We start from the raw sequence: 15,648 nt of genomic DNA on the forward strand, positions 1-15,648 counted from the left end.
CCTGGTAGATAGGAGCATCCACTACCAGCTGCACCTGGTCATCCCAGTAGCTGTCATCATCGTTTTGATAGCGCGTCCTGCCCGCCTGCACCGAAACCGTCGGCCAGTGCTGGGCCTGGGCCTGGCGAATACGATCGTCCGCCGCCAGCTGTCTCGACTGGGCGCTGCGCACCGCATTGCTGCGTTCGTAGGGGAGCGAGTTAAGAGTGATTTTCTGCTTCATCAGATCTTCAGGCAGATCGGGGAGCGTGTCCGACATCACGCCGGTGAGCACGCTCAGCGCCGCCTGGGCGGAGCGGGTCTGCGCCTCGTACTGGGCGAGGGAGGCGTTCAGCCCGGCAATACGGGTCTGTGCCTGGAGCACGTCGGACTGAGAGCTTAATCCCGCCTCTGCACGCAGATCCGCCATCTCCTGCACGCTCTGCAATGAGACGATATTTTTGCGCGCCGCCTCGGCCAGCGCCTGGTAGCGTTTAACCTGTAGATAGGTTTGCAGCGTCTCCATCCCTACCTCATTGAGGGAGTTATAGAGATCGTAGCGGTAGGCGTCGGAGAGGTTATGTTGCTCATCGATGCTGCCGCCGGTTTTGCCAAAGTCGTAGATCAGCTGCTTGAGGCTGACGCCGCCGGAGCCGTTATTGTTGAGGGAGCCTGCCGAGTCGTTGCGGTGCGAACGCCCAACGTTCCCCTGCAGGGATATCTGTGGAAACCAGGCGCTCTCCGCTTCGTCGAGGTTGGCCTTTCCTACATGGATCTGCGCCGCCGCCTGGGCAATTTTAGGGTTGCGGGCGAAGGCGCGTAAAATTGCTTCTTTGATGGTCAGCTGCGCCTGGAGCTGCTCTCCGGGTGCGGCCTGCCAGTTAAACTGCTCTTCTCCATATGCTGAGGTCATCACGCTCGCTCCGAGCGCGGCCAGCAGAACAACATACAATGCCTTTGCTTTCATCTATCCACCCTGACTGTCCCTGGTGATATTTTTATAATCTTTTATGCCTCATCCCTGAGGCATAAATGACAGGGATAACGCTATACCATATTGACGTGCAGCCCTTGCTGGACCAGCACATCGCCTAACGTCGCGCTTTGCGCACTGTTGTGATAGACATCGAACTGCATCCCGTCCACTTCGCGCTGTCCGCTGATGGCCCAGATGTCGTTCGCCCCATGCACCAGGTTCACCTGGTCGCCGTTGCTGCCTTTAATTACCAGATCGTCTTCCGGCTTATCGGTCACCGTCAGCGCTTCGTTCAGGTCGAGCGTCAGGCTGTTAGTACCCGATTTACCAAGGTCAATGATCTCGATGTTGTGGACACGGCTTGCGGTATCAATAAGGTTAAGGATCATATTGACGCCATCCAGCACCAGGGTATCGGTGCCCGCCCCGCCGTTGATATCGATAAAGCCCAGCGTCGAGAGATGGATCGTGTCGCTACCCTCGCTACCCTGCACGCTGTCACCGCTCTGCTGCGTTCCATCAGCCAACGTGATGCTCAGACCGCCAATGGTGAAGGTATCGTCAGCCGTAGCGCTCTGGGCGCTGGCGTCAGCGGTATTCTCTTCACTACTGGTCGCCGCAACACGATTCACTGCGGCAGGTGCGGTGCTGCTCTCCTCCGTGGTCTGCTGGGTGGTATCGCTGCTCTCTATCGCGCTTGCCGACAGCAGCGAGAAGCTGGTGGCTTCTGCTGCCAGGGCCTGCGTACCGACTGGCGGCGTGGTGGTGGGGTTGCTGCCGTTGAGGCCAACGTTCAGATACGCCACGTTCCCTGCTGCGTCTGCCGCATAGAGTCCCAGTACGGTGCTGAGGGAGAGGATCTTGGCCAGATCCAGCCCTACATCAAGCGTAGTTGACCAGCGGCCATCTGCACCGGTTATTGCCGTCGCCGTCGCCAAATTCAACAGGTTAAGGTGTACCAGTGCCCCCTGACCAAGGTTGGTTGAGGTCCCGCTGATGGTCAGCTTCGCCGAACCGAGCAGGCCGGTGAGCACGCCCCCGATGACGCCCAACAGGTTGGTTACTGGCGTAATCGCCAGCGTCGGCTGGGTCAGCTTGACGCTAACGTCCGCCTCGGTTGCCGTGGTGTTACCCACCCGGTCGGTTACCGCTACGCCGACCTTCAGCGCCCCGGTGGCGAGGTTTTGCAGCACTGAGTTGCTGACCGTGGCCGTCCAGTTGCCCGCCGCATCAACGAGAGCGTTAATCGGCGTTCCGCCCAGGGTGACGACAACCGATGCCCCCGCCGGTACACCGCCGATTTTGCCGCCGATGACCTGGCCAGACGCCGCCTCGTTAATGTTGAGGTAGCCGTCGTTACCGAACAGCGAGGTCAGCGAGATGGTCGGCAGGTTATGAGTGATCACATCCAGCAGTGAAGTGGCAGTAGCGTTCTTCCCTGCCGGGTTAACCAGGCTGGCGTTGACCGTCAGCGTCCCATCCAGCAGCGCGGCGAGATCGGTTTTCGGCACCGAAACAGACCAGTTGCCGTTGGCCGCCACCGTTGACTGGTAGGTTTTACCGCCAAGGGAGACGTTAACCAGCGAACCGGCGGCGTTGGTACTGGTCCCGGTGATGACCTGGGCGCTGAGGATCTCCGCCGCGTTCAGGCCGTTGCCGCCAAACAGGGTATTGATCAGCAGCGAAGGAGCCTGCTGGATGGCAACCGTCAGATCCTGAGCTGTGTTAGCGACGTTGCCCGCCACGTCACGGGCGGTGGCGGTGACCTGCAACAGGCCGTCCGCCAGTCCCTGCAGGGAGAGCGCTGGAACCGGCAGCTGCCAGGTACCGTTCGCCCCGACGGTGGTGGTCAGGCTTAGTGGGCCGATATTGACGTCAACGACCGTGCCCACGGCCAGGTTCGTACTGGTTCCCGACAGCAGCGGCGTGGAGAGCAGATCGCCCAGATCCAGGGTGCCGTTACCGAACAGCGGGTTCAGACCCAGCGTCGGCAGGTTCTGCACAATGGCATTCACCACCTGGTTACCTGTTACAACGTTGCCGACGTTATCCAGCACGCTGGCAGTCACGTTAAGCGCGCCGTTAACCACGCTACCCGCTAACGCGCCTGCTGGTACCGTCACCGACCAGACGCCGTCAACCACGTTGCCGACAAAGTTCTGGCCCGCCATGCTCAGGTTAACGACCCCGGATGCAAGGCCCGCCGCCGTACCGCTAATGGTCTGCTCTACGCCAAGGTCGGCAAGATTGAGATAGCCGTCGTTGCCGAACAACGTGTTGATGACTACCGTCGGCAGGTTAGCCAGGCCCACCCGCACCTCGACCGGGGCGGCGATCTGCGCACTGTTACCGTCCGGAGTGACAATGGTCACCTGCGGCTGGAATGCGCCGTCCAGCAGGCCGGTCAGATCGGACGGCGCCAGATTGATAGAGAACGCACCGCCCACGCCTACCGAGCCGAGGAAGGTTTTACCCGCTACCTCAACCTCAACGCGAGAGCCTACCGGAGCATTGCCCACGACACCGCTGATGGTCTGGTTCAGCAGCGAGTCGGCTACGTTCAGCACGTTGTCGGTAAATACCGCCAGGCTATTGAGCACCGGTGCAACCAGATCCACCTTAATCAGCGCAGTCTGGCTCGCCGGGTTGCCGTACTGGTCAAGTGCGCTGATGGTGATCGGTACATCTCCCGAACCGATCCCTTGCAGCAGAGCCTGTACCGCCGCCGGCAGGTTCACGGCCCAGCGGCCGCTACCGTCAACATTGGTGGTAAAGGCTTCTGCATCACCGATTTGGATAGTCAGCTGCTGTCCAGCCAGACGGGTTGAGGTGCCGCTCAGGGCTGCACCCAGCAGCTCTGGAATGCTCAGCACGCCGTCGCTAAACAGCGGATCGAGTCCGATGGTCGGCAGGGCACGTGCCACGTTAAAGCTGGCGCTGGTATTCACCACGTTGCCAAAGGCGTCCGTTATAACCAGTCCAACGTTCGCCTGGCCGTCCGGCAGGGTGTTAAGCAGGGCATCTGGCAGTACCGCAGACCAGGTTCCGGCTACGGTATCGACCACCGCGTTAATGGCCTGGCCGCCAAAGTTGACCACCATTTCCGTGACGTTTGCCGCGTTATTGAGTGTCCCGCTCAGGGTCTGGGCAACGCCGCTCTCCACGCTGTTGAGCACGTTGTCCGCCGTCATCAGAATGTCACCCACCACCGGCAGGTCGGTCAGCGCCAGACCAACGTCGACAATCTCCTGACGGGTGTTGCCGTTGGCGTCGATGACGTCAAACTGCAGCGCCAGGGTGTCGGTGAGCAGCCCCTGCCACAGGGTCGGCGGCAGGTTGACGGAGAAGCGACCGTCCGGCCCCACCAGCAGATCGTTGATGGTGATATCCGTGCCTACCAGCGTCAGGTTGACCCGCGCGCCACGGTAGTCGCCGCTGACCTGCCCCGTCAGGGTCTGGGTAATCAGCGACTCGGCCACGTTCAGGATGCCATCGCCGAAGAAGAGCGAGTCAAAGAGCACGCCCAGCGTCGGGTTGAGCGCCACGTTCAGCGCGACAGTATTGGTGGAGACGTTACCTGCGCTATCCCGTGAAGAGATGCTAATCACCTGCGCGCCGTCGGTCAGGGTCGTCAGATCGATATTCGGGAAGTCATAGCGCCAGTTCCCCTGGTCATCGACCTGCCCGGTCCAGCTGATAGGCCCAAGCTGAATGGTCACCTCGTTACCCGGATCGCCAGTACCCTGCAGCAGCAGCCCCGATGCCGCACTGACGGTGTTGAGTACCGCCGGAACGCCAAGCGCGTCAACGTAGAGCAGCGGCGCGCTGGCATCGACCGTTATTGGCTGGGTGGTGCTTTGCGGGTTGCCTGCCGCATCGGTAATGGTGGCGGTCAGCGGATAGGTGCCATCTGCCAGTCCTGCAACGTCGCTCTGCGGAACGGTTACCGCCCATTCGCCCTGAGGATTGACCGTCGCATAGTAGGTTTTACCGTTGAGGGTTACCTGCACGTCGCGGCCCGGTTCGCTGGCAGTCCCGCTGATGGTCTGGCTCAGCCCCTTCTCATCAATATTGACAATGTTGTCACCGGCAAAGCTGTTCAACGTGATAGTTGGCGCAAGGGTATCGACGACAAACGCCTGCGCTGCGGTAAAGCCTGGGGTGGTTACGCTCTCGACACCAAGGGTATGCGGTCCGTCACCCAGCAGCGCGCGCGGCACGTTAAAGGCCCAGCTGCCATCTGGTGCAATGGTCGCTGTGCCAATCACGGTTCCATCCAGCAAGACGTTAACTGTCCCCGTCACGTTAGTTGCCCGGCCCGTAATCGGCAGGAGGTCGTTCGGGAACTCACCGGCATTAACAAAGTTATCGCCTGCGACAACGTCCAGCGTCAGGAAGGCTGGCGGCGGGGTGAGATCGAGCGTCAGGTCGCCGCCGCTGATGGATGCCAGGTTACCCGCACGATCCGTGGCCTGAACGGTGATAGTGCCCGCCGTTAACCCCACCATATCCGCAGGCGTCAGCTGCAGCGTCCAGCTGCCGTCCGCCTGAATAGTGGTGTTAAAGCTGCGACCGTTCGGGAAGGTCACCTGCAGCGGCGACCCGGCTTCCAGGTTGGTTGAGGTCCCGGCGATGGTCTGTACCGTCTGGCTCTCGTCGTAGGTCAGGACGTTATCGCCCGCAAACGGCGTCGTGACTGCTAGCGTCGGCGCATCGATCAGGATAGTCACCGGCGCGCTGGTGCTATTTGTGTTGCCCGCCCCGTCAATCACAGTGACCTGCACAGTCTGATCCCCACGAGCCACCCCTGCCCAGTCGGCAGCGGTCAGCGGCAGGGACCAGGTGGTGCCGTTTACCGGCACGTTAGCAAAGAGCTTGCCGCCCACCGTCACGTTAACCTGCGTTCCCACCGGGTAAGGCGAGGTAAAGCTGCCGGCGATGGTATTTTCGCCGCTCGCCTCATCAACGTTGACGATGTTATCGCCAAACAGCGGCGTAGTAATAGTCACGTTCGGCGGGGTCAGCGCCACCTGATACGTTACCGGGGCAGTAGCACTGTTGCCGAACTGATCTTCGGCATAGATCACTAGCGTGTGCGGCCCCTGGTCCAGCGACTGCAGCGAGCCAGCCGGCAGGTTAACGGTCCAGGTACCATCCTCCAGTACGGTAGCGGTATACGGCGTGCCGTTAACGTCAACGCGGATAGTGACATACTGGTTCGGCCCGAGAACCTGGGTGGAGCCAGTAATCTGCGCCGCGCCCGCCGCTTCGGCGATGTTGAGAACGTTATCACCAAACAGCGGATTAGCAATCGGCGCTGGCAGCGAAGTACGTACCTGGAAGCTGCCCGGATCGGTATCGGTATTGCCCGCCCGGTCAGTAACGGTAACCTCAAAGGTTGGCGTGGTGTTATTTGCCAGTGTTTGCAGATCGGTGGCTGGCAGGGTGATGATCCAGTCGCCGTTATCCTGCACCGTGTTGGTATAGGTCTGCCCGGTACTCAACGTGACGCTGACAGTTTGTCCGGGACCGGTGACGCCGGTATTGCCTTGCAGCAGCTGATCGCTTTGCGACTCGGTAAAGTTCAGCGTGCCATCGCCAAACGGCGTGACAAACTGCGCCTGCGGCAGCGCATCGGTGATTGCCTCAAAACTGCCCTGACCGGTGATCTGGTTTCCGGCAACGTCGGTAACGGTAATATTAACGCTCAGCACGCCATCCGGCAGCGCCTGCAGCTGTGCTGCGGTTAGCGGCAGCGTCCAGGTCGCCCCGTCTACCGTCGCGGCGACGGCCGGTCCGTTGTTGATGCTGACCAGCACGCTGCTCACCTCGCCTGCGGGTACGCCCGTTGAACCGGTAAGCGCTGCATCGTCAGCCTGCGTCTCGGCGAAGTTCAGGATGCCGTCGGTAAAGGCGGTATTCAGCGTTGGCGGCGTCAGCGCATCAGTACGGACGATAAACTCTTGCGTTGGTGAGGTAGAGACGTTGCCCGCCCGATCGGTAAGGATCACCGTCATGGTGTGGGTGCCGTCAAGCAGGCCGTTGAGCTGCGGCGGCGTTAAGGGCACCGTCCAGTTGCCGTTAACGTCTACCGTACCGTTATACTCCTGGCCATCAATGACAAGCCTGACCTGTTGGTTTGGCCCGGCCTGGCCGGTAGAGCCAGTGATTTGCGCCCCGGTATCGGCCTCTTGCTGGTTGAGGTAGCCATCACCAAACAGCGCTGGCGGCAGCTCTGCCACCGGCCCAACGCGCACCACGTCGAGGCTGGCACTGGCTGTTGCCGGGTTACCAAAGGCATCAAGCGCCGTTACCGTAACAGGCAGGATGCCGTTACCCGCCAGCGCACCGCCCGGTACGGGCACGGCCCAAGTGGCACCGGTTACGGTGCCGGTGAAGAGCTGCCCACCAATGTTAACCTGTACTGCCGTGCCGGTTGGCAGGCCGCTAACCGTTCCGGTCAGCGTCGTACCCGCCGCAAGCTCATTCGAGCTAACAATGTTATCGCCAAAGAGAGGGTTGAGCGTAATGGCTGGCGCATTCTGGGTGTTAACGTTAATCGGTACCGCTACCGGCTGGCTGTTGCCCTGCGGATCGGTAACGCTGAAGTTTAGCTGCGAGGTACCCTGCGGCAGCGACTGCAGATCCGCCGCCGGAATAATCATGCTCCAGCCACCATTATCGTCAATGACTGCTGCAATGGTTTTGCCGTTAATGGGCAGTAGCACCGTCAGGCCCGGCGTACCGGTCCCAGTGATGGTTTGATCCAGCAGCGACTCAGCGATATTGACCTGGTTATCCTCCAGGAAGGTGCCTGCCGTCTGAACGGTAAGCAGCGGCGGGGTCAGATCGACACTGACGGTATGGGTTGCCTGGGCACTGTTCTGCGCCGCATCCACCGCCGTGGCGGTAACGGTATAGGTGATACCGTCAGCGAGGGTCTGCACCACCGGCTGTGGCACGACAAACTGCCAGCTACCGTTGCTGCCTACGGTCGCGCTGTAAGGTGCGCCAGCAAAGGTGACACTGATCACCGTACCCGCCGCCAGATTGGTCGACGAGCCGCTAATAATCAGGTCACGACCCTGCTCCTGAATATTGACGATGTCATCCTGCGCCACGGTATTGACGGTCAGCGTCGGCTGAGAAGCCGGGGTGGCAGCAAAGGTCACGTTCTGTGCCCCGGTCGCCACGTTGCCAGCGAGATCGCTCACCTGCACGCTGATGGTTTGCGTCCCGTCAGCCACCGCCGCCAGCGCCGTAGCCGGAATATCCAGCGTCCAGCTGCCGTCTGCCTCAACGTCGGTGGTGTAGGTCTGACCGCTCAGGGTAACGGTGACCGTCCGCCCCTCTTCCACGCGTGTGGTGGTGCCGCTGACCGTCAGCGGACTCTGGGCCTCCAGCGCGTTGACAAAGTTGTCGGCCGCCACGGTGTTCACCGCAATTAACGGGGCATTCAACGGCGAGGCGTCTAGAGTAAAGCTACCCGGGATGGTGGTGGTATTCCCCGCCGGATCGGTGATCCTCGCTGAGATAGCCACCGGACCGTCGGCAACGTTCGCCAGCGCTCCGGCAGGCAGCGTAATGCTCCAGGTGCCGTTCGGCTGCAGAATCGCATCGTAGTTCTGGCCGTTGACCAGCACGATCACCGCCTGCACGTTCTGGGCATCGTATGGCCCACCGGTACCGCTGATCACAATCGGCCCGCTGGCTTCACTGCCGTTGACGATGTTATCCGCCGTCACGCTATTGATAGCGAGCTGCGGAGGCACGGTATCCACGTTCAGCGGTGCGGTCTGGGTATTCTGGTTGCCCGCCGCGTCCGCAACGGTCACCGTCACCGTGTGGGAGCCCTGCGCCAGCAGGCCGATTTGCGTCGGGGTCAGCGGCAGCGTCCAGTTGCCGTTGGCATCCACGGTGCCGCTTATCGGCGCGCCGTTGTCCAACTGGACGGTGACGCTCTGGCCTGCGCCACGGCTGCCGGTGGTTCCGGTCAGCGCTCCGCCTGCCGCAGCCTCAACGATGTTAATGGTGCCATCGCCAAAAGGCGTATTAATGGTCGCCAGCGGCAGCTGCTGAGTAATGATCAGGAACTGCTGTTCGTTGGTTAGCGGTACGCCATCAATATCGACTGAAGAGACGGTCACGGTTGCCGTACCGTCGCTAATCAGCGCGGCAGCGGCATTCGGTACGGTCACGGTCCAGAAACCGCCTGCGTTTACCTGGCCCTGGTATTGTTGACCGTTGAGAGTAACGGTGACAGGAGTGCCTTCAGCAATACGCGCCGAAGAGCCGCTGATGGTGATCCCGTCGCTGATATCCGCCAGGCTGATGGCGTTATCCCCTTCGACCGGGTTGATGAGCAGCGCACTGGCGGTAGTGTCAACGGCAAAGTCAACGCTCACTGGGGTAGAGGCGTTACCTGCGCCGTCCGTTACCGTTACCGTCAACTGCTGCGGGCCGTCACCGAGACCAGCAAGGGCCGTAGCCGGAACCGGCACTGACCAGCTGCCGTCGGCGCTAACCACCGCGCTGAGCGGCTGGCCATTGATGGTAAGGGCCACCGTTGCGCCCGGTTCAGCGGGCACGGTGCGGCCGGTCAGGGTAAAGCCGTTTGCCAGCTCGGCAGGATCGAGCACGTTGTCACGAGTCACCGGATCGACCACCACGTTAGGCGCCGTAGCGTCCAGGTTCACACCCCGGGTAACGGTCGTTACGTTGCCTGCTGCATCGGCCACGGTCACGGTATAGGTGACCTGTCCGTCAGGCAGAGCCGCCAACGCGCCGGCAGGCAGCGTCACCACCCAACTGCCCGGCGTTACGCCAGGCAGTGCCGTGTAGCCGACACCGTTGACGTTCACGGTAACCTGGGTGGCATCAGGCGAGGTGATATTGATGGCCTGATTGCTCTGCACCTCCGTGCCGTTGAGCGTATCCGTACCGTTGATAGGCTGGACGGTCACCTCTGGCGGCAGCTTATCCACGGTGAACGGGATAGTTTGCGAGGCGTCATTGCCTGCGGCATCGGTAACGGTCACGTCAAAGGATGCAGCGCCATCCGGCAGGGTAGTTAACGCCCCGGCAGGCAGCACAACTGACCAGCTACCGTCCGTAGCAACGGTACCGACGTACTGCTGGCCGTTGAGGGTAGCAACAACCGTCTGCCCTGGACCGGCGACGCCCGTATTACCGGTCACGAACTGATCCAGACCGGATTCGGTAAGGTTTACAACGCCATCACCAAACGGCGTATTGACCACCGCCTGAGGCAGATCGTTAATCATTACCGTAAAGATATGACTGTCGATAACGACGCCGTCAGGACCGGTGGCGGTGGCCGTGACCACGGCAGGGCCATCCGGCAACACCAGCAGATCGGCGGATCCTACCGTGACCTGCCATGCACCATTGGCACCAATCGCCCCCGTATAGGTTTGACCATTGAGCGTTACAGTGACAACGGTGTCTACCGGCAGTCCGGCGCTGTTACCGTTAATAACCAGATCGCTACCTGCTTCATCAAAGTTCAGATAGTCATCACTGGAGATAATGCTGATCGCTACCGCATCCACAGAAGTATCAACGGTAAAGCTCTGGTCGACCGCTGTGGTCTGACCGTAGCCGTCGGTCACGCTGACGTTCAGCGTGTTGGTACCGTCCGGAAGCTTTTGCAGCTCCACGGCGGGCAGCGTAACACGCCAGCTGCCGCCTGCGTCAACGGTGCCCTGATAGCTGCCCGACCCCAGGGTAACGGTGATCACGCTGCCCGGCTCGGCATTGGTCACCGTTCCCTGCAGGATCTGATCGACCTTAAGCTCTGCCGCATCCAGATCGTTCCCATCGGTCAGCGCCTGGACGGTAAGTACGGGTTGGGCAGTTTTCACATCAATGTTTTGCGTGACGGTCTGGGTATTACCCGCCGCATCGGTCAGCGTTACCGTCAGCGGGTAGCTGCCCTGGCTCAGCTGCGATAGATCGCCTGCCGGGAGCGGCAGCTGCCAGTTGCCGTCCGTTCCGACGGTAGTGGTGTAGGTGTTGCCGTTAAGGGTCACGGTGACCGGCTGGCCGCGTTCGGCAACCGAGCTGATACCGTTCAGAACCTGATCCTGGCCCAGCTCCTGGGCGTTGAGTTTGCCATCTGCCGTCAGCGGCAGCAGGCTGAGCGCTGGCAGGCTGGTGTCAACCTGCGCGGTGCTGGTCAGCGGAGAACTGTTGCCTGCGGCATCGCTGGCGTTAACGTTAATGGTCAGCAGCCCGTCCGGGATCGCCTGCATATCGCTGGCCGGAACGGTGACGCGCCAGTTGCCATCACCGTCCACCAGCGCCTGATAGGTATTTCCTGCCAGCTGTACGCTGACGCTCTGCCCGCTACCGGAGACGCCGGTGTTACCGCTCAGGATCTGATCCTGCCCTTTCTCCACGCTGTTAAGATAGCCATCACCAAACGGTGCATCGATGGTTGGGATCGGCAGATAGTGGATCTGCACGTTCAGCGTATGGGTATCGCCTGCCGACTGCACGCCCTGGGTGACGACTGCCTCTACGGTGTTGGGACCGTCAGGCAGCAGCAGCAGATCGGCGGAGGGGATCTGTACGCTCCAGTTACCTGCGGCATCGATAGCGGTAACGGCATACTCTTTGCCGTTAAAGCGGACCACGATATTGACGTCCGGCCCGGTGACCGTCGTCACGCCGCGCACTTCAAGCGGACTCTGCGCCTCGCTGGCGTTCAGATAGTCATCAGTGGAGAGAATGGCAATGGCGATGCCGGTCTGGGTACCATCAACGTTGATGGTTTCGGTGCGCACTACCGGGTTTCCGTTGGCGTCGTTCACCGAGACGGTGAGCGGATTATCCCCCTGTGCCAGCGAGGAGAGATCGCCCGCTGGCAGGATGGTTTTCCAGCTACCGTCACCCATAACCTCTGCATAATAGGTTTTATTGCCGAGAGTAATGGTGACCACCTGCCCCGCCGGGATATTCACGGTTTGCCCGGAGAGCGTCTGGCTCAGCAGCAGCTCGGCAGTATTGAGGATGTTATCTCCCGTTACCGGATCGACAATCACCTGCGGGCTGGTGAAGTTCGTGGTGAAGTCTGTTTGTCCGGTCGTGACGTTGCCCGCCCGGTCAACGATCTGATACTCCACGGTGTAGGGCTGGCCATCCTGCAGCTGTTGGATATCGGCCTGTGGAATGCTCAGCTGCCAGCGACCAAGGCTATCCACCGTTGTGGTGTAGCTCTGACCGTTCAGCGTTACCGTCACCACGCTGCCCTGATCTTCGCTGCTGGAGAAGCCGCGCACAATTTTGTCAGACCCTAGCTGAGAGCTATCAAGCGTATCGTTTGGTACGAAGGGCGTCAGCTGTAGCGCGGGTGGGACGGTATCGACCCACAGATCCATTGAGGTGGTAACGGTGCGGCCTTCGCTATCAATCAATACCACATTCAGCACCCGCAGGCCCTGCGGCAGAGACTGAAGAATGTCAGCGGGCATTATCAGATCCCAGCTACCGTCGCTGTTGACCTGGGTCGTCCAGGTGTATTGATCAACGGTGACGACAATCTGGCTTCCGGCATTTTCTGCTTCTGTGCCACCGCTCAGTATCTGGTTAGCACTAACTTCTTGCTGATTCAGCATATTGTCGCCAGTGAGCGGAGCAACCCACAGCGTCGAGACAGGCGGTGTCGTCTCGCCACCATCGTCAGGAGGCGTGGTTCCGCCGCCATCGTCCGGCGGCGTGGTTCCTCCATCGTCCGGCGGCGTCGTCTCGCCACCATCATCCGGCGGTGTGGTGCCGCCATCGTCCGGCGGCGTAGTTCCGCCATCGTCAGGCGGTGTGGTTCCGCCATCATCCGGCGGTGTGGTTCCGCCATCGTCCGGTGGTGTGGTTCCGCCATCGTCCGGTGGCGTTCCATCAATCGGAGGGAGAACGCCGTTGTCCTCTGCCTCCTGACGGTTGCTGCCGCTACCGCCGCCTCCCGCGGCTGCTGCAATACCAACAATACCCCCGACTGCGGCTACCCCACCCAGTACGGCTAACGCAGAGATCCCGCCTGCGCCTACAAGAGAATCTACAGATGCTTCAGAAAGTGCCGGCACGATTGCCTCTGCCGTAGCAGGCGCGGCGGCCTCGGCAAACGGGAAGACAGCATGGTGAGTACCCAGATTGTCCTCAAAAATCAGTTCGCTGTGTAAGCCATTCTCATCAAGCACAAAAAAGCGTTGATAGCGTACCGTGGTACCGTCGTTCATATGGACGATCAGGTCATTCCCTTCACGTTGATAATAATTAACAGACTCTGGAGAAGCATTAATACGAACAATGCTTGTTTGCGTCAGGTTAACAACGCGATCGGCATTTTGGGCATATTGGCTAACGACATCACCAGTTCTTTGATTTATAATATCCACTGATCCAGTAGGGCTAATTTGGGGAGCCATATAATGTCCTCTTGCTATTTAGGGCGCTATTTTGTGCATGTGCCAGCCTTATTTTTGGCGTAGGGGTGACGCGGCCAAAATAAAATGGCAGAAATTAATCATATTGCCGACAACGAAGCGATATCTTTGCAAGTTATTGATTTGAAGTGATTTTACACCTTTTACCTAACCGAAACGCAGAAATCATCTCATTCAAATATATAATCAATACTCTGAAATTAGGCAAACTCTCAAGACACAAAATTTCACAATTTTTTTAAATACAGAATATATTCTTAACAAAGCACCTGTTATTTAAGCGCAGCTTAAATAGTACAGTCCGTGAATAGATATAATTTTAATAATTAACGTCATCCACAATATTAATATTACGATATATCCTATATGGCAAATATTGAATATATTCTCCTTGCCTGCAAAGGCTGAATAACCACGATAAAATAACGGCAGCTGAGCCTCGCAGGCCTGATAAACTGTGCCTGTTCATACTTTAACCAACTGAAGCTCATGCGAATGTTGTAGCGATATGGACTGGTGCGCCGATGGGAAAACCTGTTATACTGTAGTCAACACATTGGGGCTGATTCTGGATTCGACGGGATTTGCGAAACCCAAGGTGCATGCCGAGGGGAGGTTTGCCTCGTTAAAAGCCTCAAAAAAATAGTCGCAAACGACGAAAACTACGCTTTAGCAGCTTAATAACCTGCTTCGAGCCCTCTCTCCCTAGCCTCCGCTCTTAGGACGGGGATCAAGAGAGGTCAAACCCAAAAGAGATCGCGCGGATGCCCTGCCTGGGGTTGAAGCGTTAAAACTAATCAGGCTAGTTTGTTAGTGGCGTGTCTGTCCGCAGCTGGCAAGCGAATGTAAAGACTGACTAAGCATGTAGTGCCGAGGATGTAGAAATTTCGGACGCGGGTTCAACTCCCGCCAGCTCCACCAAACAAACATGGACAGTGGTAGGACAGAGGCTTTAAAACCAATAAGTTAGCCACTTAACCCGGACAGCGACCAGACGCAGAAGGGACTAAAAAGGATACGTAAAGGAGCCGCGGCTCCTGAGCTAGCAAAAGCCCGCTGATGCGGGCTTTTTTGTGGGAGACGCATATGAGCCAGCTACAGGATATCATTACTCTTCTGAGTAACGGCGATGAAGGAACGACCAATGCCTTACTTCAAACAAAGGTATTTCTTTACTCTATAGGCAAAAAAGATCTGTCACCCTGGATAGATCACGAAATAAATGGTTATCCCTCTATTAAAGATGCTCCTGAATACAGGGTAGTTAAGGCTAGAATTCTTGCTAACCTTAACAATGGCTTCCGACACTACAACAGCTTTCAGCTTCCGCTCGCTTACTTAAGCAAGAAGGAATATAAGGATGCTCACGAATCTGTAGTAACAATGTCAATTAGCCAAATTGAGCAGTTGGTTATTAACGCAGGTGATAATCAAAACCTACAACAACATATCCCTTTAGATCTAGCTCGTCTAAAATATTGCAAGTCCATTGAAGATAGTTATGAAATAACAACATGTTACAAGGAAATAGCACTTCATAGCTTTACAGGGATTTTAACGCAAGTACGGTCACGCCTATTGAGTTTCTTATTAGAGCTATCAGACCAAACCGCTGGAATGCCAGAGGAGAAAAGCATGGCAGATAAATTAAGCAAGGTCGATACAGATTCTATTTTTCATAGCGCCATCTTCGGTGATAACACTGTAATAAACTTAGGGCATGAGAACTCTTTTACTATCAATAATCAAGTTTGCAAGGGTGACTTTCCCGCTTTAAAAAAGTCTCTTACGGAGAAGGGAATTAGCGAAACTGATGTTAATGATCTGGAAGCGGCAATTATTGCTGATGGTCCAATCGCGCCTCGGAGCAACACCTATGGCAAAAATGTTAGCACTTGGTTCTCCAATGTAATAACAAAAGCGGCCAATGGTACGCTGGGCATTGGGGTAACTGTTGCTACTGAAGTGCTTACCGACAGCCTTAAAAGATATTTCGGCTTACAATAGCCGTCATGGGGTGTCGGGGGTTGGAGGTTCAAATCCTCTCGTGCCGACCAAAAAATCCCAGAAGAACCAGCCTCTTACGGCTGGTTTTTTATTCTCTAAATCTGCCTGGGGTAGCTTTGGGGTAAAATGGGGGTAAAACTCCCGTCAAATTACCTCACAGCATAGGGCAGTCCTCGTCCCGTTCCACTGCGTTGATCGGCGCGATTACCGGCCCGGAGGAGCGGC

General features: G+C 58.1%; 3 protein-coding genes and 1 other RNA gene. 2 read left to right on the forward strand and 2 right to left on the reverse strand.

Features of this window, described 5'->3' with window-relative positions:
* Both RTP97_RS13180 and RTP97_RS13185 read right to left on the reverse strand, forming a co-directional pair.
* Positions 1-946: TolC family protein (locus RTP97_RS13180; RefSeq protein WP_409455944.1), on the reverse strand; the 946-nt coding region annotated here is incomplete at its 3' end.
* Between the two features lie 80 nt (positions 947-1,026).
* The gene (locus RTP97_RS13185) at positions 1,027-13,398 is read right to left on the reverse strand and encodes an Ig-like domain-containing protein (protein ID WP_312414307.1); all 12,372 of its coding nucleotides are present in this window, start codon (positions 13,396-13,398) and stop codon (positions 1,027-1,029) included.
* 576 nt (positions 13,399-13,974) lie between these two features.
* Between RTP97_RS13185 and ssrA the strand changes: the two genes are divergently transcribed.
* Positions 13,975-14,337, forward strand: a transfer-messenger RNA (tmRNA) gene (ssrA, locus tag RTP97_RS13190).
* A 165-nt stretch (positions 14,338-14,502) separates the two neighbouring features.
* Positions 14,503-15,423: a hypothetical protein gene (locus tag RTP97_RS13195; protein ID WP_312414310.1), complete on the forward strand. Its 921-nt coding sequence runs from the start codon at positions 14,503-14,505 to the stop codon at positions 15,421-15,423.
* Positions 15,424-15,648 lie beyond the last annotated feature (225 nt).

The organism is Pseudescherichia sp., assembly GCF_031998825.1.
Taxonomy (GTDB): domain Bacteria; phylum Pseudomonadota; class Gammaproteobacteria; order Enterobacterales; family Enterobacteriaceae; genus Pseudescherichia.